Genomic DNA, 17,994 nt, shown 5'->3' with positions numbered 1-17,994 from the left:
GGCGAGATCGGGTCAGTCGTCCCAGGCCGCGGGCACGTCCCAGGTGGACGGATCACCGCTGGTTCTGGAGTCGTTCTCGACCGTTTCGGTCACGCGCTTGGTGATCGACGTGACCGACGCCGGTCCCGGCCGCGCCGGGTGCTTGAAGTAGACGCCGTACCCGGCCAGCGTGTCGATGATCGCCCGGTCGCCGCCGGGGTAGTCGCCGCCGAGCGCGGCGGCGATCTGGCGGGTGGTCCGCGGCCTGCCGGTGCGCTGATCGTCGGCGTAGAACCGGACCAGGTACTTCAGCAGCAGGTACTCGTGCTCGGGTAGTTGCGCGCTCATGCCTAGATCGTGCGCCGAGAACGCGCCTTACGGGAGCGTTTCGGCGCAGAAGGGGTGGTTAGTTACGTTTCCGGGACGCACCGAGAGGTACGGGCGGTCCGGGAGGATCGCCGGCGGGAAGAGGCGGGAGCTCGCGGCCCGGCGTACGTCCAGCTCACGCGCGCTCGCCGCCTCCGGGACACGAAAACCCCACCGGCCACAAGCCTTCATGAAAAAGCTCACCGAACAGCCCGAATACTTGTCGTACAGCGTACGTAATGCGTACCCTTCCCCTCCCGTGACGAAAGGACGGTGGCATTGCCGCCCAAGCTGCTCCAGGCGACCTTCCTGCCCGACCGCACCGACCCCTCCCGCGGCCGCATGGCCTGGTGGGGCGGTGACGACACCGCCGAACTCGCCCGCCGCCGGGGACTGCCCGAGGGTGAGCCCGGCTGGATCGCACTCGCACTTCCCGACGGCCCCGCGCGCACTCTGGCGCGGCTCGTCCCGCTGCTTCAGGCGGTGCCCGCGCTGGCCGCGCTGGCGACCGGCAAGCAGGTCTCCGACTCGGCGCTCGTGTGGCGGGCCGCCGCGCTCGGCGCGCTCGGCGAGGACTCCGCTCTCGACGGCCTGGCGCCGCTGATGCCGCCGGCCGCGCACGCCGTCACCCTCGACGGGGACACGGTCTGGTCGGCCGCGGAGCTGCTCGCGGCCTTCCGCCACGCCGTCCACGGCACCTACGCGTCCCCCTCGAAGATCCCCGACGCGCTGCTCGCGGCCCGCGAGCGCATGGCCGAGCGGGTCCCGGTCGAGGCCGTCCCGCGTCCCTACCAGCGCCACGGCATCGCCTGGCTCGGCGCGGTCGCCGAGCACCGGACGGGCGCGATCCTCGCCGACGACATGGGCCTCGGCAAGACGCTCCAGACGATCGCGCTGCTGGCCGGGCGCTCCACCACGCGCCCGCACCTCGTGGTGTGCCCGACCTCGGTCGTCGGCAACTGGGCGCGCGAGATCGCGCGCTTCGCCCCGGGGCTGCGGATCGTCCGCCACCACGGTCCCGGCCGTGCGAGCGAGGCCACCGCCTTCGCGCCGGGTGCCGTCGTGATCACCAGCTACAGCCTGCTCCTCCGCGACCTGGCGCTGCTGTCCGATGTGGACTGGGAGGTGCTGGTCCTCGACGAGGCCCAGCAGATCAAGAACCACACCGGCCAGACCGCGAAGGCCGCGCGCGCCGTCCCGGCGCGCGCCCGGATCGCCCTGACCGGCACACCGGTGGAGAACCGCCTCGCCGAACTGTGGTCCATCATGGACTTCGCCAACCCCGGCCTGCTCGGCCCGCACAAGCGCTTCGCGAAACGCTTCGCCGAGCCCATCGAGCTGCGCCGCGACCCCGGCGCGACCGCGCGGCTCCGCGAACTCATCGCGCCCTACCTGTTGCGGCGGCTCAAGAGCGAGGTCGCCACCGACCTGCCCGCGAAGCTGGAGTCCACCGTGGCCTGCACGCTCACCCGCGAGCAGGCGAAGCTCTACCGGAAGACCGTCAAAGGCGCCCTCGACGTCGGCCTCGGCGACGGCTTCGAGCGCCACGGCCGCGTCCTGGCGCTGCTGACCGCCCTCAAGCAGATCTGCAACCACCCCGCGCAGTTCCTCGGCGAGACCGAAGGACCACTCACCGGTCGCTCCGGGAAGCTCGACCGCGTCACCGAGATGCTCGGCGAGATCGTCGACTCCGGGGACCGCGCGCTGGTCTTCACGCAGTACCGCAAGATGGGCGAGCTGCTGGCCGGGCACCTGTCGGCCGAACTGGACCTGCCGCGCGTGCCCTTCCTGCACGGCGGCGTGTCCGGCACCGGCCGCGAGGCGATGGTCGACGCCTTCCAGGACGGTTCGGCGCCGCCGATCCTGCTGGTCAGCCTCAAGGCCGGCGGCACCGGCCTGAACCTGACCGCCGCCAACCACGTCGTGCACTACGACCGGTGGTGGAACCCGGCCGTCGAGGACCAGGCGACCGACCGCGCCCACCGGATCGGCCAGACCAGGCGCGTCGACGTGCACAAACTCGTCACCGGCGGAACGCTCGAAGAACGCGTCGCCGAACTGCTGGAGCGCAAGCGATCCCTCGCCGACGCGATCGTCGGGACCGGCGAGGAGTGGATCACCCGCCTCGACGACGCGGGGCTGCGCGCGCTGGTCGAACTGTCCGAAGTGGAGGTGGGCGAATGAGCACCCAGAAGACCTGGTGGGGCAAACGCTGGCCGCGCACGCTCGAAGCGCTCGGACTGTCCTATCCGGACAGCCGGATCGTGCGCGCCCGCGCGCTCATCCGCTCCGGGGCCGTCGACGACCTGCTCGTCGAACCCGGCTCGATCACCGCCTGGATCGACCAGCCCGGCCGCGCCTACGGCGTGACGATCCGGATCCCACCCCTCGGCGAAGCACAGTGGACGGTCGCGGCCGGCGCGCTCGCCGGCCGCACCCGCAGCCTCGCCGACCTGCTCGACGACCGGCTTCCCGAGGACGTCGACCGCGTGCTCGCCACCGTCGGACTGTCCCTGTTCCCGCGCGACGGTGAACTCAGCATCGAGTGCCCGTGCAGCGCGCGCGGCCTGTGCGTGCACGTCATCACCGTGTCGCACGCCTTCGCCGACCGCTTCGACGACGACCCCTTCCTGCTGCCGTTCCTGCGCGGCGGCGACCGCGCGCGGCTCCTGTCGGACGTTCGCGCGGCGATGTCGTCGATCGCGCCGCCGCCACCCCCGGCGCCCGTCGGCGTGGCGGCGGGATCCCTGTCGGCGAAAGGGTTCTACGCCGTCGAGGACGCACGCGACGCCCTGACCGCCTGGGCCGGTTAACCGTCGAATGGCTCGGTGGCGACCTCCCAGAGCTCGCCGAACCACTCACCGCGCCTTCGCACCCAGTCCGGCTGGAGCACGAGCCGGGTGGCGACGATGATCGGCCCGTCGTCGCCCGTCTCGGCCGCCGGGGTGGTCTCGTAACTGACCGTCTCGTCGAAGATGATGATGTCGCGCATCGGCCCGTGCACCTCGTCCCGGTCGGCCGGGTTGAGGATGCGCACGTCGATGCCGAGTTCGCGCTGTTGCCGGCACACCTCGCGCAGTTCCTCGCCGTGCGCGTCGGCGGCGTCGAGGACGTGGATGCGCCGGACGCGCACACCGCGGTCGCAGAGCCTGGCCTGCTCGGCCAGATAACGGCGGCCGAGATCGGTGGTCAGGAAGTGATGCCGGCCGACGTCGACGTTGTAGAGGGACACCGCCTCGATCGAGTGGTGCGAGCCGGAGGTCAGCGACAGCAGCCAGTCGCGGTCCTCGCCCTCGTAGGTGACCTCGCCGCTGGTCGCGAGCGCCTCGAAGAAGGTGCTCACGCGCGCCAGTTCCGTCGTGGCCAGCCGGAAGGCCAGCGCGGGAATGGCGTCGCGGTCGACCTTGGTGACGCTGTCGATGAGGCGCCGCACGAGTTCCGGCGGCAGCCCTAAGCCTTCGTTCTCCTCGTGTGGACGAACCATTGGTCTACTCCCCCGGGTCGTGGCGCGCTGGACGCCGTCGGACGTCTGCTGCCATCCTGCCAGCGTCGGTGACCGGCGTCTCGCCCCGAGAGGCTTGACCTCAAGCGTCGTTGAGGCTCTAGCGTCAAGGTCATGATCGACACCGAGACCGACGCGCGGCTCCTCGCCCAGCCCATCGGCTTCTGGTCCGCGCAGACGCACCGGGCCGTGGCGGCCCATGTTCGCGGAAAATTCGCCGAACTCGACGTGACCCAGCCGCTGTGGTGGGTGCTGTCCCACACCGAGGCCGCCGGCGGGATGGACCGGGACGCGCTGGCGGCCAAACTGCGGGACATCACCGCAGACGACTCGACGATCCCCTACGCCGTCGAGGAGGCCCGCAGCCGTGGCTGGCTGGTGCAGAGCGACGCCGGACGCCTGACCCTGACCGGCGCGGGAAGGGCCGCGCACGCCCGGATCGGCGAAGTGGCCGGGAGCGTGCGCGGCGAACTCCACAAGGGAGTGTCCGATGAGGACTATCTACTCGTAGTGAAGACCCTGCGGCGGATCATCGCCAACGCCGGCGGCGAGGCCGTCTACCCCGAGCGCTAGGGGTTGAACTTCGACGGTTCCTCGAACTCCCAGCGCAGACGCTGACCGCCGACGATCTCCACGACCCCGGTGACGTCCACGTCGACCATCCGCTTCGCGCCCGGCACGCTCGCCGCGCGTTCGGGATCCCAGTCGGTGCGGGCGTCGCCGGTGACGTGCAGGGCACGGCCGCCCTCGAAGTCCCAGAACAGCAGACCGCAGCGGGCGTCGAGTTCCAGGTTGCCCAGGGTCATGTACATCGAATTGCCCTGGTAGTCGGGAAAGGACAGCCGCCGGTCCCCCTCCACCGCCACGAATCCCGGTGCCCCACCGCGATGGGACACGTCGGCGCCCTGGCCCGCCGCGGCCGTGGCGATGAAGAAGGTGTCGGCCCGCGCGATGAGACCGGCCTGCTCCGCCGAGAGCCCGGTCCCGCGCACGGCCGCGCCCTCCTCCGCCAGGTAGAGACCGGTGCTCCGGCGACCCTGGATGTACTTGGGGCAGTTCGAATAGACCTGCTGTGTGTGCACCACGAGCCGCTCGCCGTCGCGCACCGCCCGCCCGTTGATCCGCATCCGCCGCCGGGTCTGCGGCTCGATCGCGATCATCCCGAGATCGCGTTCGCGCTCGAAGAGCCCGGCGAGCGGATCGGCCTCGTCCGGCACGGCCTCGATCACGACGGTCCGGTCGTCGGGCGCCGTCACGAAACCCGGCCACCCGTACAGCGCGCTCGCCCAGAGCGCACCCGCGTCGTCGGCCGCGCCGACGACGATCATCGGCTGCTCCGACAGGAAATCGGCGGCCACCGGCGGGATGTCGGCGCCGACGCGGGCCGAGCCCATCTTCGGCGCGCGCACGCCCGCCCGGCGCTGCACCGCGACCTCACCTTCGTGGATCACCGCTCCCCCTAGAAGAACCCGCAGGTGGGGGCGCTGCCCGTCGGGGCGGGGGCTTCACCGCCGACCTCGGGCGCGAAGATCTCCAGCCGCACGCCGTCGGGGTCGGTGAAGAACACGCCGCCCGAGGTGCCCTGTTCGCCGTGGCGGACGATCCCGTCGTGGACGAGGGTCGCGCCCAGGTCGCGCAGGATCTCCTCGGCGCGCTCGACGGCGGCCCGGTCGGGCACCTCGAAGGAGAGGTGGTGCAGGCCGGGGCGGTCGGTGGCGAACTCTCCGCTGCTCTGCTGCCAGAGCGTCAGCATGAGCGTCCTGTCGCGGCCCAGCATGGCGTAGCGGCGGCCGTCGGCGTCGCGCTCGGCGAAGACGGTCAGGTCGAGGACCTTTTGGTAGAAGGCGATCGAGCGGGTCAGATCGGTGACGTTCAGGCCGACGTGCCCGGTTTTGAGGGCGTTCACGATCACGTCCATTCTCATGGCTAGTGGCTCATCTATCCATGAGAATCCTGCCACGCACTTCTCACGGATGCAAGGGCGGGCTACCGTTAGACCGTGACCGGAGCACTTCCCCTGGCGATCGAGCTGGCCAACACGACCTACGCCGTGCGCGGAGTCGTGCAGGACGGCCTGCGCACCCGCGAGGACCTGACCGCGTGGCTGGCGCGCCTCTCCCCCCGCCTGCCGGGCGGCCACTCCGATGTCGGGGACGGGGACCTCACCGCCGCCCGCGCCCTGCGGGACGCCATCCGCGGCCTCGCGCGGTCCCTTGAGGACGGTGCGGCCCCGGACTCCGCCGAGATCGCCACCGTCAACCGCGCCGCCCGCGCCGCCCCGCATTGGACCGAGTTGCGTCCCACCGGCCCGCCGCGCGCCGAACGGCACCGCGAGACCGCCGGCGTCACCGCCGCCCTCGCCGAAGTCGCCGAGAACGCCGTCTCACTCTTCGCCGGCGAGGAGGGCGGACGCGTGCGCCTCTGCGGACGGCCCGGCTGCGTCCTGCTGTTCGTCAAAGACCATCCCCGCCGCGAATGGTGCTCCAACAAGTGCGGCAACAAGGTCCGCGCCGCCCGCCACTACCAACGGACGAAGGAGGGCTAGGACCCGAAAGCCGCCGGTGGCACGGGGACCAGTCCCCGTCCTCGCGCGTTTCCATGGAACCGGACGGCTCCCACCCGGGGCCGCCGGCGAAGGGAGGCGCGATGTCCACGAGATCCGGTGCCGTCAACGTCACCGCCGCGGTGGTCACCCCGATCATCGTCGTGATCTGCTGCATCGGCGTGATGAGCAGGGGCGGGAAGACCGAGGAGCCCATCGCCACCGCCGATCCGGCGGAGGTCGCCGCCCGGCTGGTCGTCCGCCTCGACACGGCCACCGCGGAACTGGACCTGCCGATGGACGCCCTCGTCGCGCACACCGGCTTCTGCGACGCCCCCAACTTCGAGGTGCCGCCCAAGGACCGCTACGTCGTCGTCACCGGATACCGCTACACGCCGGGGGTCTCGGCGCAGAACGACCACATCATCGCCCTCTACGAACGCTGGGGCGAGCTGGGCTGGCAGGCCGAGATCGACTTCGACTCCTACACCGGGATGGCCGATACCGAGGCCTCCGACGCCGGAGACGGCTTCTCGGCCTTCACCGACTGGCGGGAGCTGACGGTCTCGGTGACCTCGCCCTGCTACCTGTTCGAGGGTGAACCCGTCTGGGGCGAGATCACCCCGGCACCGGCGCTCTAGCGCGACAGGTGCCGCAGGGCCCGGCCGGGCAGCGCGTCGGTGTCCTCACCGTCGGCGAGTACCGCGACACCGTTGACGAAGACGTGGCGGATCCCTTCGGGGGCACCGAAGGGATCGTCGTAGGTGGCGGTGTCGGCGACCGTTTCCGGATCGAAGAGGACCAGGTCTGCGGCGTATCCGGTGCGCACGAGCCCGCGGTCGCGCAGGCCGAGACGGCGCGCGGCCCGGCCGCTCAGATGGGCGACACAGTCCTCAAGGGACAGTACGCGGAGTTCGCGGACGTAGTGCCCGAGGTAGCGCGGGAAGGTCCCGAAGGCACGTGGATGCGGTTTCGCGCCGGGGTAGAGCCCGTCGCTCCCGGCGGTGTGCGCGCGGTGGCGCATGATCGCGCGGACGTTGTCCTCGTCGCCGACGTGCTGCCGGATCGTCGTGCCGAGCCGGTCGTCGCGCAGGAGCCCGGCGAAGACCTCGAAGGGCGGCCGGTTCCGCTCGGCGGCGAGGGCGGCGATGGTGCGCCCGACGGCCCAGGACTGGCCGTCGTCGGCGACGCCGGCGATCTCGACGGTGTCCCAGTCGACGGGGACGCCGTGGCAGCCGTCGGATCCGGTCACCTCAAGGTCATGGGCGATCTTCTCGCGCAGACCCGCGTCGCCGAGACGTTCCAGGATCGCCGTCGGCCCGCCGGACGCCGACCAGCTCGGCAGCAGCGCCGCCAGGGTCGTCGACCCGGCGAGATAGGGGTAGGTGTCGAAGGTCAGGTCCAGTCCGGAGTCGAGCGCGGCGTCGAGCAGCGCCAGCAGATCCGGCCCACGGCCGCGGTTCGGCGGGAAGTTCATCGTGGCGTGCGCCAGGTGCAGCGGGCAGCCGGAACGGCGGGAGATCTCGATCATCTCCTCGTAGGCCGCGAGGGCCCCGGCCCCGTACGAGCGGTGGTGAGTGTCGTGGAAGCCGCCGAAGGACGCGACCGTCTGGCACAGCGCGGTCAGTTCCCCGGCGTCGGCGTACATCCCTGGCACGTAGGTCAGGCCCGTCGACATGCCGAAGGCGCCCTGCCGCATGCCTTCGGCGAGCAGCCGGCGCATCGTGTCGAGCTCGGCGGGGGTGGCCGCGCGGGCGCCGAAGCCGAGCGCCATGGCGCGGATGTTGCCGTGCGGAACGAGGTAACAGACGTTGGCGCGCGAGCCGGTGTCGAAGTGGTCGAGGTAGGCGCCGACGCTCGGCCAGGCCGGTACGTCCACGCCGTGCCAGCCGGTGATCAGCCCGCGCACACCCTCCGATGTGGACTCGTCGAGGGGCGCGAAGGACAGGCCGTCCTGACCGACGACCTCACAGGTGACGCCCTGCCGCGACTTCGCGGTGAAGGCGGGGTCGGTCAGCCGCGCCTCGGAGTGGGAGTGCATGTCCACGAATCCCGGCGACAGCACCAGTCCGGCGGCGTCGATACCCGGGCCGTCGAGCTCGCCGGGCCGCCCGATCTCGGCGATCCGGCCGTCGTGGACGCGCACGTCGCCGTCAAAGGCGGGCGCGCCGGTACCGTCCACGATGGACGCCCGGCGGACGACGAGGCCGCCCATCAGAAGTACGTCCGGATCGCGTCGACCACGGTGCCTTCGGCGTCGCAGACGGGGATGAGGTTCCACTTGTCGAAGGCCGTGCACGGGTGGGAGATCCCGAGCCGGACCTTGTCGCCGACCGCGACGCCGTCGATCTCGCCGGTGAGGAAGGCGTGCTGGTCGTTGAGCTGCACGATCGAGGCGCCCGGCAGGTCGAGCGGGACGGGCAGCCCGGCGTCGAAGGGCACGTCGCGGCGGCCGATGTCGAGGATCGCCAGATCCGTTTCGGGGCGCGAGATGACGCGCCCGAAGGCGCGCAGGGCCGGGCGCGGGACGGGACCGGAACGGCCGCGCAGCCCGGGGCTCAGTTCGACGTAGGTGCCGTCGTCGTGGGTGATGTAGGAGCCCGCGCGCACGACCACCCGGGCGTCGTCGAGGTCGGCGAGGTTCTCGGCGACCTGGTCGAAGTAGGCGCTGCCGCCCGCGGTCACGACGGGCACGTCGGTCTCGTACTTCAGGCTCTCGTGCAGCGAACGGAGTTCGGCGAGCAGGGCGTCGACCTTCGCGAGGTCGCCGGGGGTCGCGTCGTGGGCGACGCCGCCGTCCCAGCCACTGACGCCGGCCAGCCGCAGTCGCGACGAACGCTGCACGGCTTCGGCGACCTCCCTCGCGGCATCGAGTCCGCGGGCCCCGGCGCGGGCTCCGGGGGCGCCCAGTTCGACGCACACGTCGAGCGGTCCGGCCGAGTCGCGCAGGGCGTCGTCCATAAGGGACACTCCCGCGACGGAGTCGACGAGGCAGCGGATCTCGGCGCCTTCGGCCGCCCATCCGGCCAGCCAGTCCAGCGCCGCCGGGTCGGACAGTTCGTTGGCGAGCAGGACGCTGGAGACGCCGAAGGCGCGCGCCACCCGCAGCTGCGGGACGGTGGCCAGCGAGATCGCGACCGCGCCGGCGTCGAACTGCCGCTTCCACAGCGCCGGCGCCATCGTGGTCTTGCCGTGCGGCGCGTGCGCCACCCCGGCCGAGGCGCACCAGTCGGCCATCGCGGAGATGTTGTGCGCCAGGGCGTCGGCGTCGAGCGTCATCAGCGGAGTGCCGAGATCGGACAGGCGCGGGCCGGTGGCCAGCCACTCGTCGAGGGTGCTCCCGTGCGCGCTCGGCGGCAGGGCCTTGAAACGCCAGTCGAGCCGTTCGCCACGGGCGGCGTCGAGCGCACGTCCGTCCAGCCGGGCCTGCTCGCGCATCGCCGCCTCCTCAATGATCACGAGAGATGTAAGTTACCCGCATGGCCGACAAGACCGCGATCCGTACCGATGCCGCCCCCGCCCCCGCGCACACCTTCTCACAGGGTGTCCGCAAGGGCCCGCTCCTCCAGGTCTCCGGGCAGGGCCCCGTCGACCCCGCCACCGGCGAGTACCTCCACCCCGGCGACGTCAAGGCGCAGACCCTGCGCACGCTGGCCAACGTCGAGGCGATCCTCCAGGCCGGGGGCGCGAGCCTCGACGACGTGATCATGCTGCGCGTCTACCTCACGACCCGCGACGACTTCGCGGCGATGAACGACGCATACGGCGAGTTCGTCTCCGCGCGTGTCCCCTCGGGCGTCCTGCCGTGCCGCACGACGGTCATGACGGGCCTGCCGCGCGAGGAGATGCTGGTCGAGATCGACGCGCTGGCCGTCGTCACCGGCTAGGCCGGACCGTCCGCCGCGAGATCCGCTCCCGCAGCCGCGCGCGGCCCCACACCACCCGCAGCACGATCAGCGTCGCCAGCCCGGCGACGATCATCCCGCCGAGGTTGACGCCCAGCTGCACCAGCGAGGGCGTCACCTCCGCCCAGTGCGCCACGGCGAGGGCGACGGCGATGTACCCGGCGGCGGGGACGGTCGTGACGGAGATGAAGACGCCGACGAGGGCCGTGGACTTGTCGGAGGTCATCGACAGCATCCCGGCGGCACCGGCGAGCAGCGCGACGATGAAGGACCAGCGGTCAGGTTTGACGATGAACTGGGTCTCGCGGCCGACGCCGTCGAGCCAGGTCCCGTCGATCCAGCCGATCTTGTAGGACACGAAGGCGCACAGCCAGGTGATCGCGATCGCCACCGCGAAACCGATGACCAGGGTCTTGATCGAGCACCAGATGAGGCCGGGTCTGCGGCGCAGCAGCCCGAAGCAGATCGCGGCGATGGGCCCGAACTCCGGGCCGAGGACCATGGCGCCGACGATGAGGATCGGCGAGTCGACGAGGATGCCGATCGCGGCGATCTGCACGGCGATGGCCAGGAAGGCCACGAAAGACCAGGTGAGCAGGCTGCTGTCGTCGACGCGGCGGCCGAACTCCTCCCACACGACGGCGTCGTCGCCATGGCCGGGCGCGAGTTCCTTGGCGTTCTCGGCGCGGTCGGAGATGGCCAGGTCGACGCGTTCGACGGCGATGGAGCCGTCGTGGTCGATGCCGAGTTCGTCGAGGCCTTCGAGGATCTCGTTGGCGGCCTCGCGCGCGACGTCGCACAGGACGACGTCGCCGGCGGGGCTGCGCGCGGCACCGGGGAGGACCACGAGGTTGGTGACGGCCGGGTGCTCGGTCAGCAGCTCGGTGACGACCTCGGTGCGGTCGTCGGGGGTGATGATTCGCAGGTGCAGCACGGTTGCCACCGTACGGGACGGCGGCCGCCTCAGACGTGATGGTCGCGCTGGTCGCGCAGCTCTCCCAGGCGGTTGGCGGCCGGTTCGTACTCGGTGCACGGACCGGCGATGCGGCAGGTGGGACACCGGCCGCTGAAGGGGTCGGGGGCGTGCGCCATCAGCGCCGCCTCCGCGTCGCGGATGAGCAGTCGCAGTTCCTCCGCCATCGAATCCCCCTTGTCCTGCTGCTCCATGGTTCAAATATTGCAGCGTCGGGGGGTGGTTGGGGTGTTACAGCGTTCGGCGATTGATTTTGTGACGGGTCGGCCGAGCGGGCTCCGTTTTGTCCTTGATCCGACAGTCGGGCGTTCAGGCTTCGAGATGCCCGCCCCGGTAACCGTCGAAGACCCGGAATCCGGGCAGCCGCCGATGGGCCATCGACCGGTAGAAACCGTGCGCGTCCTCGTCGGCGAGCAGGTCCATGCGCCCGACGCCGGTACGCGCGAAAGCCTCGTCGGCGAGTGCCCGCGCGACGCCTCGCCGCCGGTGCGTCGCGGCCGTGACCAGCAGCGCGAGGTACGAGGTGAGGACGCCGTCGGTGAGGATCTGGGCGAAGCCGACGGTCTCCTCCCCGTCGAGGGCGACGAGCGCGAGGCACCCGGCGGCACCGAGCGCGCGGCGGACGCGGCCGGGGTCCGACCAGCCCGGCCAGCCCTCGGCGGCGCACATGGCGAGGACGGCGGCGAGGTCACGCCCGGGCTCGAAGAGGTCGACTCGCATGCGCGTCACGTTGCCATGGGCGGCCGGGCGAGCGCACGTGGATCGCAACCGCGTGGCCGCCGACGGTGTTCACCACTCCATGACCGACTCACTGCGCGCCCTGCGCGCCTTCTTCGCCGCCGAGGCCGACTACCTGACCGCCGGCGGTCCCGGCAATGCCTCCTTCGACGGGATGGCCGAGCACCTGCACCCGAACGTCGTCATGCATCAGGCCGAAGCACTCCCCTACGGCGGCCGCTGGAGCGGGCCGGAAGGCATCGAGGCGTTCATGTCGGCGATGAGCGCGGCATGGTCCTCGCTGGCGTTCACCGAGCAGTATCTGGCCGCCGACGGCCCCGTCGCCGTCGCGCGCAGCCGCGGCGTCCTGCGCTCCCGCGCGACCGGCCGGGAGCTGGACACGTGGGTGATGCAGTGGTTCACCTTCGACGAGGGCCGCATCAGTGAGATCCGGCCCTTCTACCTCGACACGGCGGCCGTCCTCGACGTTCTGCGATCCTGATCCGGGCAAAAAAATGAGGCCCTCGACACGGGTCGGGGGCCTTCGCCTCGCTGCTCCCTGTGATGGACTCGAACCATCAACCTGCCGGTTAACAGCCGGCTGCTCTGCCAATTGAGCTAACAGGGATCGGCGCCGCTTGCGGCGCCTGACATAGAGTACAGCACCCCCGACGGCCCCATCCAACCGGATATCCCGCCACCCGATCGGGCCCTCTTCCTGCCAAGACGCATGATCCCCGGCAAAATGGGCACCCTATGAGTCAGTGGCTTCGACGAAAGGGGTGACCCATGCGCAAAATGGCGTTCGTGGCGGGGTTCGCGGTCGGCTACGTGCTAGGCACCAAGGCCGGACGGGAGCGCTACGAGCAGCTTCTGCGGGCGGCCAAGCGTGTCCGCGAGAACCCCACCGTGCAGAGCGCGGCCGGACTCGTGCAGGCGCAGGTCGGCCGGATCGCCGGGAAGGGCAAGGACGCCCTGTCCCGCACGAAGGTCGGCGCGGCGGTCCTCGGTGAGAGCGAAGAGTACAAGCCGGCCCGCTTCGAGACCCCCGACCACCTGCCTCAGGGCTTCTGACCCGCGGGCGACACGGGCACCGGTTCGTCCCGGTCCCGGGTCGCCGTCCGCGAGACGGCGATCACGCCGCCGACGACGATCGCGCCGACCCACAGCACGAAGGACACGACATAGGGCCACGACGGCGCGGCCATCTCGGCCCGGACCAGCACGGGCGCGCCGGTGCCGCTCGCCCACCACAGTCCGCCCCGGATCATCTTCACGAAGTCGCCCTCGCCCCAGGCGTCGTAGTCGTTGCCCATCGACGTGACCATCACCCGGCCGCTCCCGGCGTCGCGCGCCCACGCGGTCGTGACGGTGACCTCGCCGCTCTGGTAGGAGGCGATGTCGGTCGTCCCGTCGATGTCGGCCGGATCCACCACCGGCGCGTACCAGCGGTCGTTCATGTCCCAGTTCGTCGACGCGTCCTTCGCCGCCGGGTGCTCGGCGACCAGCGTCACGTCCTTCTTCTCGGCGCCGCCGGTGTCGGCGATCACCCTCGGCGCGACGGTCTCGGCGTACCAGGCCCAGTCGGGTTCGGCGTTGACGGTCGCCGCGCTCGCCGCGACGAAACCGCCGCCGCCTTCGACGTAGGCGGTCAGCGCGGCCTGCCCGGCCTCGTCGACGACGTCGCCGGTCACGCCTGCCCACAGGACCGCCTGGTAGGAGGCGAGGCGGCCGGCGTTCATCGCGGCCGGGTCGTGGGTGATGTCGACGCGCACGCCGTAGGCGCGGCCCATGATCCCCATGGCCTGTTCGGCCTTCTCGACAGCGGCGTCCCCGTCGGGCGGCGTGAACATCAGCACGGAGAACACCGGCGGTTCCTCCGCCGTCGCCGGACCGGCCGGTCCGGCGACGGCGAACACCGTCAGGAGTGCCGCCGTGAGTGTCGCCGCCGCCCGTCGAGCCATGGCGTCAACCTACCGGTCTGCGGAGAAGGCCGCGTCGAAGGACGCCGCCGGAGGCGTGATCGCGTTGAGGTCGCGGACGAAGTCGAGGGCCTCGGGCGCGCCGTGGAGGCGGTCCATGCCCGCGTCCTCCCATTCGATGGAGATCGGGCCGTCGTATCCGATGGAGTTGAGGGCGCGGAAACAGTCCTCCCACGGCACGTCGCCGCGGCCGGTCGACACGAAGTCCCAGCCCCTGCGCGGGTCGCCCCACGACAGGTGCGAGGACAGGCGTCCGCGCCTGCCGTCGCCGACGCGGACGCGGGTGTCCTTGCAGTCGACGTGGTAGATGCGGTCGGGGAAGTCGAGGATGAAACCGGCGGGATCGAGGTCCTGCCAGACCATGTGCGACGGGTCCCAGTTGAGGCCGAAGGCCGGTCGGCGGCCGATCGCGTCGAGGGTCTTGACCGTCGAGTAGTAGTCGTAGGCGATCTCGCTGGGATGCACCTCGTGGGCGAAGCGGACGCCGGCGTCGTCGAAGGCGTCGAGGATGGGGTTCCAGCGGTCGGCGAACTCGCGGTATCCGGCCTCGATCGTCTCCTCCGGCACCGGCGGGAACATCGCGACGTAATGCCAGATCGGTGAGCCGGTAAAACCGACCACTGTGGACACGCCGAGGGCGGCGGCCGCGTGGGCGGTGGCCTGCATCCGTTCGGCGGCACGAGTCCGGACGCCTTCGGGGTCGCCGTCGCCGTAGACCTCGGGGTGCAGGATCGACTTGTGCCGGTCGTCGATGGGGTGGTCGCAGACGGCCTGTCCGGTGAGGTGGTTGGAGATCGCCCACACGCCGAGGCCGTGCTTTTCGAGAAGGTCGCGCTTCTCGGCGATGTAGGAGTCGCTCTCCAGTGCCTTCACGACGTCGAAGTGGTCGCCCCAGCAGCAGATCTCCAGGCCGTCGTAGCCCCATTCGGAGGCCAGGCGGCACACCTCGGCGAAAGGCAGGTCGGCCCACTGGCCGGTGAAGAGGGTGACGGGTCGGCGCTGGGCGGGGAGGTCGGTCACGTCGGCTCCTGACGGGGTGGGGTGCGGATCAGGGTGCGTTGGTTTCGCGACGAGCCTAGACCTTCCGGGGTGTAAGTGAACGGGGGATCTTGGCGTGGATACCGGCCACCGGCCTATGCGGACTCTTCGCCCGCCCCCACCCCCGCCGCCACGTTCAGCGCGGCCCGCAGCCCCGGTTCGTACGGGGCGGGCAGCTCGGCGGAGAGGGCGCGCCAGTGCCCCACGGCCGCGGTGGCCGCGGCTCGTGCCTCGCCGTACTCGCCCGCCGCCGCCAGTCGCCGGGCGTGCTCGGTCAGCGCGTGAGCGAGGTCTTCGCGCAGGTCGGGATCCTCGGCGTGGGCGTCCCGCAGGAGGGTGACGGCCCGCGCCGACATGGCCAGGGGCTCCTCAGGTGCCACACCCATCGCGGCGAGCCACTTCGCGCGCTGTGACAGCGACCAGGCGAGATCGGTGGTCGCGCCGAGTTCCTCCCACATGGGGACGGCCTCGGCCGCGCTCACCAGGGCCTCGGCGTGCCGTCCGGTCTCGGCGAGGGTCTCGGCGTAGGCGTCGATCGCGTTGGCGAGGTCGTGCGGGCCGCCGAGCCCGCGCGACAGGGTGAGGCATTCGGCCGCCGGCTCGACGGCCTCGGCGGCGCGGCCGTTCTCGACGAGGACCTGGACGAACGCCGACAGCGATTCGCGCAGCTGGAGGTCATTGGTGGCGCGCGCGAGCGCGACGGAGTCGAGGGCGGGCCCGACGGCCCCCGCCCGGTCCCCGGCCAGGAGCCGGAGCCTGGCGAGGTCGCGGTGGAGGGTGACGATCTCGGGAGCGAGTTCCGGGCCGCCGGTGAGGTCCTCGGCGAGCCGGAGGGCCTCCTCGGCGATCGTGGCGGCGCGGGCCGGATCACCGAGTTCACCGCGTGTCCAGGCGATCCAGGCGATGGCACGGGCGGCCGTCTGACGCAGGCCGGGGGCCAGCGCGACGGCCTCGCGCCAGGTGCGCAGTGCCTCCTCGGCGGCCGCCGCGGCCTCCGGGCGGCGTCCGGCGAGGCCGAGGTGGTGGACCTCGGTGTCGCGCAGTTCGGCGAGGCGTCCGAGGTGCCGGGAACGGTCGGCGTCGACGAGTTCGGTGCACAGCGCGATGGCGCGCCGCACATGGTCGAGCGCTTCGCCGGGCCGGTCGTCGTCGGACAGGAAGGCGGCGTGGTTCTCGATGGCGCGGGTGGCGAGTCCGCCGTAGACGGCCGGGTCGGTGGCGGCGAGATCGACCGCGAAGGCCACCGTCCGCGCCGAGTGGCCGAGCCCGTCGGCGGTGTGCGCGACCAGGTCGCGCGCGAGGTCGGTGAGGAGGCCGAGCAGAACATGGCCCGCGTCGGGGTCGCCGTCGGCGGCGTGCTCTTCGCCGATCGCGAGGGCGCGCAGGGAGTGCGTCATGCCCTCCTCGGCGCGCCCCAGGCCGAGCAGGCGTCCGGCGTGTTCGGCGTGCGTGAAGGCGCGCGACCACCAGTCGACGTCGTCCCGGTCGAGCAGCCGCACGGCCTCGGCGGAGCAGGCGACGGCCTCGGTCGCGCGACCGGTGCCGTCCAGGAGGGTGGCATGGCGGGCCAGGGACTCGGCCGCGGTCCGCCGGAGGCGTTCGCGGTCGGACGCCAGAAGCTCGGTGTAGAGGGCCTGGGCGCGCGTGGACCGTGCCAGTGCCTCGCTGGCGCGGCCTTCGGCCCACAGCGCGCGGGCGTGCAGGTCGAGCGCTCCGGCCAGCTCGGCGCGGGCGTCGAGCTCGGTGTACAGGTTCACGGCCTCGGCGGCGTGACACTCCATGCGCGTGGTCTCGTCCAGGATTTCCAGGTCGGCGCAGTGGGCGGTCAGCGCCTTGCCCAGGGCAGGGCGGAGGGAGGTGTCGCCGTGGACGGCTCTCTCCAGCCGGCGCACCGCCGTTTCGGAGCACTCCCGCGCCTCGTGGTGGGCCCCGTTCCGCAGCCAGAGGACGCGCTGGTTCATCAGCGCGATCGCGAGGTCGGCGGGAGCCTCGCCGACGCCGTCGGCGTCGAGCTCCAGCCAGGCGTCGACCGCCCGGCGTGACCAGTCGGCGGCCTCGGCGTGGCCGGCGTTGATCAGCTTCGCCGCCGCGTCGCTCAGGGAGTAGGCCGTCTCCAATGGACTGTCACCGTGTTCGGCGGCCTCGACCGCGCCGAAGGCGACGGCGATGGCCTCCTCTTCGCGGCCGAGGGTCAGCAGGCGGTTCGAGTGGAAGCGCAGCAGCCCGGGCAGCCGCGGGAAGGGGTACGGCCGCACCGACTCGGCGAGCGCGATCGCGCGTTCGGAAGCGGCGAACGACTCCTCAGGACGCGCGGCCAGGCCGAGAAGGTGGGCGTGACGGTCGTGGAGGATGGCGGCGTCGCCGGGGTCGGCGCCGGGCACCAGGCCGTAGCGGTCCCGGAGGCGGTGCGAGTGGCCGATGGCCTCGTCGAGGCGGTCGGCGGCGAGGAGCCGGGCGATCTGGCCGTCGACGACGCGTTCGGCGAAGGCGTAGCGCGCGAGGTCGCCGGTTCGGGCGAGGAGGTCTTCGACGGCCGTGACGATACGGGCGTCCACATCGGACCCGTCCCGGTCGGCGGCCTCGGCGAGGCTCGTCACGAGCGCTCGCAGGGCTTTCGGCCGCCGCTCGTCGGCGTCGGGAAGTCCGGCGACGACCACCGTCCACACGTCGGCGGCCGCCGCGAACTCACCGTTGCGGGAGAACCAGCCCGCCAGGGACTCCAGTGCCGAGGTGGGCGCGCCGTCGGCCGGGAAGCCCCGTGCGGCGGATCGCAGGAACGCGGCGGCCAGCGCGGTCGGGGCCCGGGACTGGCCGAGTTCTTCGGCCGAGCGCGCCAACTCCGGGTCGTCGCCGTGGCGCCGCAGCGTCTCGGCGAGGACGGCGGCGGCCTGGTCACCGTCCCCGGCCCCGGCGGCCCCGATCGCGTCGGCGAGGTCGGTGAGAGCGCGGCCGTGGTCGCTGGAGTCCATGCGAGGCAAGGTATGCCGCCG

The 17,994-nt window shown here is 72.0% G+C and carries 20 protein-coding genes and 1 tRNA gene; 8 read left to right on the top strand and 13 right to left on the bottom strand.

The window, feature by feature from the left end; genetic code table 11:
• Positions 1-12 precede the first annotated feature (12 nt).
• Positions 13-327, bottom strand: coding sequence for a hypothetical protein (locus HNR73_RS10205; protein ID WP_184787113.1), 315 nt, complete (start codon positions 325-327; stop codon positions 13-15).
• Positions 328-618: 291 nt separating this feature from the next.
• On the opposite strand from HNR73_RS10205, the gene HNR73_RS10200 reads away from it, so the two are divergent.
• Both HNR73_RS10200 and HNR73_RS10195 read left to right on the top strand, forming a co-directional pair.
• On the top strand, positions 619-2,529 hold the full coding sequence (locus HNR73_RS10200) for a DEAD/DEAH box helicase (RefSeq protein ID WP_203686156.1): 1,911 nt from the start codon (positions 619-621) through the stop codon (positions 2,527-2,529).
• The gene (locus tag HNR73_RS10195; protein WP_184787112.1) at positions 2,526-3,158 is read left to right on the top strand and encodes an SWIM zinc finger family protein; all 633 of its coding nucleotides are present in this window, start codon (positions 2,526-2,528) and stop codon (positions 3,156-3,158) included. Before HNR73_RS10200 ends, HNR73_RS10195 begins: the two co-directional genes overlap by 4 nt.
• Here HNR73_RS10195 and HNR73_RS10190 read toward each other — a convergent pair.
• A complete protein-coding gene (locus tag HNR73_RS10190; RefSeq protein WP_184787111.1) occupies positions 3,155-3,829 on the bottom strand; it encodes a DUF6879 family protein in 675 nt (224 codons plus the stop codon). The two genes, HNR73_RS10195 and HNR73_RS10190, sit on opposite strands and share 4 nt — an antisense overlap.
• Before the next feature lie 132 nt (positions 3,830-3,961).
• Between HNR73_RS10190 and HNR73_RS10185 the strand changes: the two genes are divergently transcribed.
• On the top strand, positions 3,962-4,420 hold the full coding sequence (locus tag HNR73_RS10185; protein WP_184787110.1) for a winged helix DNA-binding protein: 459 nt from the start codon (positions 3,962-3,964) through the stop codon (positions 4,418-4,420).
• Here HNR73_RS10185 and HNR73_RS40665 read toward each other — a convergent pair.
• Complete coding sequence (locus HNR73_RS40665; protein ID WP_203686154.1) at positions 4,417-5,298, bottom strand: pyridoxamine 5'-phosphate oxidase family protein; 882 nt, start codon at positions 5,296-5,298, stop codon at positions 4,417-4,419. The genes HNR73_RS10185 and HNR73_RS40665 overlap by 4 nt on opposite strands.
• An 8-nt stretch (positions 5,299-5,306) precedes the next feature.
• Positions 5,307-5,753 carry a VOC family protein gene (locus HNR73_RS10175; RefSeq protein ID WP_239122118.1) on the bottom strand — a complete coding sequence of 149 codons (447 nt, stop codon included), beginning with the start codon at positions 5,751-5,753 and terminating at the stop codon, positions 5,307-5,309.
• A 93-nt stretch (positions 5,754-5,846) separates the two neighbouring features.
• On the opposite strand from HNR73_RS10175, the gene HNR73_RS39680 reads away from it, so the two are divergent.
• Together HNR73_RS39680 and HNR73_RS10165 are read left to right on the top strand one after the other, a co-directional pair.
• Entirely contained in the window at positions 5,847-6,392 is a 546-nt protein-coding gene (locus HNR73_RS39680) for a CGNR zinc finger domain-containing protein (RefSeq protein WP_184787109.1), read from the top strand.
• Between the two features lie 101 nt (positions 6,393-6,493).
• Complete coding sequence (locus HNR73_RS10165; protein ID WP_184787108.1) at positions 6,494-7,030, top strand: hypothetical protein; 537 nt, start codon at positions 6,494-6,496, stop codon at positions 7,028-7,030.
• Here the strand turns inward: HNR73_RS10165 and HNR73_RS10160 are convergent.
• Both HNR73_RS10160 and HNR73_RS10155 read right to left on the bottom strand, forming a co-directional pair.
• Positions 7,027-8,604 carry an N-acyl-D-amino-acid deacylase family protein gene (locus tag HNR73_RS10160; protein WP_184787107.1) on the bottom strand — a complete coding sequence of 526 codons (1,578 nt, stop codon included), beginning with the start codon at positions 8,602-8,604 and terminating at the stop codon, positions 7,027-7,029. The two genes, HNR73_RS10165 and HNR73_RS10160, sit on opposite strands and share 4 nt — an antisense overlap.
• The gene (locus HNR73_RS10155) at positions 8,604-9,827 is read right to left on the bottom strand and encodes an alanine racemase (RefSeq protein WP_184787106.1); all 1,224 of its coding nucleotides are present in this window, start codon (positions 9,825-9,827) and stop codon (positions 8,604-8,606) included. Before HNR73_RS10155 ends, HNR73_RS10160 begins: the two co-directional genes overlap by 1 nt.
• A 41-nt stretch (positions 9,828-9,868) precedes the next feature.
• On the opposite strand from HNR73_RS10155, the gene HNR73_RS10150 reads away from it, so the two are divergent.
• Positions 9,869-10,276 (top strand): RidA family protein, encoded by a 408-nt coding sequence (locus tag HNR73_RS10150; protein ID WP_184787105.1) that lies wholly within the window; start codon positions 9,869-9,871, stop codon positions 10,274-10,276.
• Here HNR73_RS10150 and HNR73_RS10145 read toward each other — a convergent pair.
• The 3 genes from HNR73_RS10145 to HNR73_RS10135 all read right to left on the bottom strand — a co-directional run bounded on the left by HNR73_RS10145 (position 10,266) and on the right by HNR73_RS10135 (position 11,987).
• The gene (locus HNR73_RS10145; RefSeq protein WP_184787104.1) at positions 10,266-11,228 is read right to left on the bottom strand and encodes a DUF389 domain-containing protein; all 963 of its coding nucleotides are present in this window, start codon (positions 11,226-11,228) and stop codon (positions 10,266-10,268) included. The two genes, HNR73_RS10150 and HNR73_RS10145, sit on opposite strands and share 11 nt — an antisense overlap.
• Before the next feature lie 29 nt (positions 11,229-11,257).
• On the bottom strand, positions 11,258-11,461 hold the full coding sequence (locus HNR73_RS10140) for a hypothetical protein (RefSeq protein WP_184787103.1): 204 nt from the start codon (positions 11,459-11,461) through the stop codon (positions 11,258-11,260).
• Positions 11,462-11,576: 115 nt separating this feature from the next.
• Entirely contained in the window at positions 11,577-11,987 is a 411-nt protein-coding gene (locus HNR73_RS10135; RefSeq protein WP_184787102.1) for a GNAT family N-acetyltransferase, read from the bottom strand.
• A gap of 37 nt (positions 11,988-12,024) precedes the next feature.
• Between HNR73_RS10135 and HNR73_RS10130 the strand changes: the two genes are divergently transcribed.
• On the top strand, positions 12,025-12,486 hold the full coding sequence (locus tag HNR73_RS10130) for a nuclear transport factor 2 family protein (protein ID WP_203686150.1): 462 nt from the start codon (positions 12,025-12,027) through the stop codon (positions 12,484-12,486).
• Positions 12,487-12,539: 53 nt separating this feature from the next.
• On the opposite strand, the gene HNR73_RS10125 is transcribed toward HNR73_RS10130, so the two are convergent.
• Positions 12,540-12,612, bottom strand: a tRNA-Asn gene (locus tag HNR73_RS10125).
• A 161-nt stretch (positions 12,613-12,773) separates the two neighbouring features.
• Between HNR73_RS10125 and HNR73_RS10120 the strand changes: the two genes are divergently transcribed.
• Entirely contained in the window at positions 12,774-13,058 is a 285-nt protein-coding gene (locus tag HNR73_RS10120; protein ID WP_184787101.1) for a hypothetical protein, read from the top strand.
• Here HNR73_RS10120 and HNR73_RS10115 read toward each other — a convergent pair.
• The 3 genes from HNR73_RS10115 to HNR73_RS10105 all read right to left on the bottom strand — a co-directional run bounded on the left by HNR73_RS10115 (position 13,046) and on the right by HNR73_RS10105 (position 17,973).
• Complete coding sequence (locus tag HNR73_RS10115; RefSeq protein WP_184787100.1) at positions 13,046-13,948, bottom strand: ThuA domain-containing protein; 903 nt, start codon at positions 13,946-13,948, stop codon at positions 13,046-13,048. The genes HNR73_RS10120 and HNR73_RS10115 overlap by 13 nt on opposite strands.
• 9 nt (positions 13,949-13,957) lie before the next feature.
• A complete protein-coding gene (locus HNR73_RS10110; protein ID WP_184787099.1) occupies positions 13,958-14,986 on the bottom strand; it encodes a sugar phosphate isomerase/epimerase family protein in 1,029 nt (342 codons plus the stop codon).
• A 113-nt stretch (positions 14,987-15,099) separates the two neighbouring features.
• Positions 15,100-17,973, bottom strand: a complete 2,874-nt coding sequence (locus tag HNR73_RS10105; protein WP_184787098.1) for a hypothetical protein — start codon at positions 17,971-17,973, stop codon at positions 15,100-15,102.
• Positions 17,974-17,994 lie beyond the last annotated feature (21 nt).

This window comes from Phytomonospora endophytica, assembly GCF_014202425.1.
Lineage (GTDB): Bacteria > Actinomycetota > Actinomycetes > Mycobacteriales > Micromonosporaceae > Phytomonospora > Phytomonospora endophytica.
This window is presented reverse-complemented; position numbering and strand designations above follow the sequence as displayed.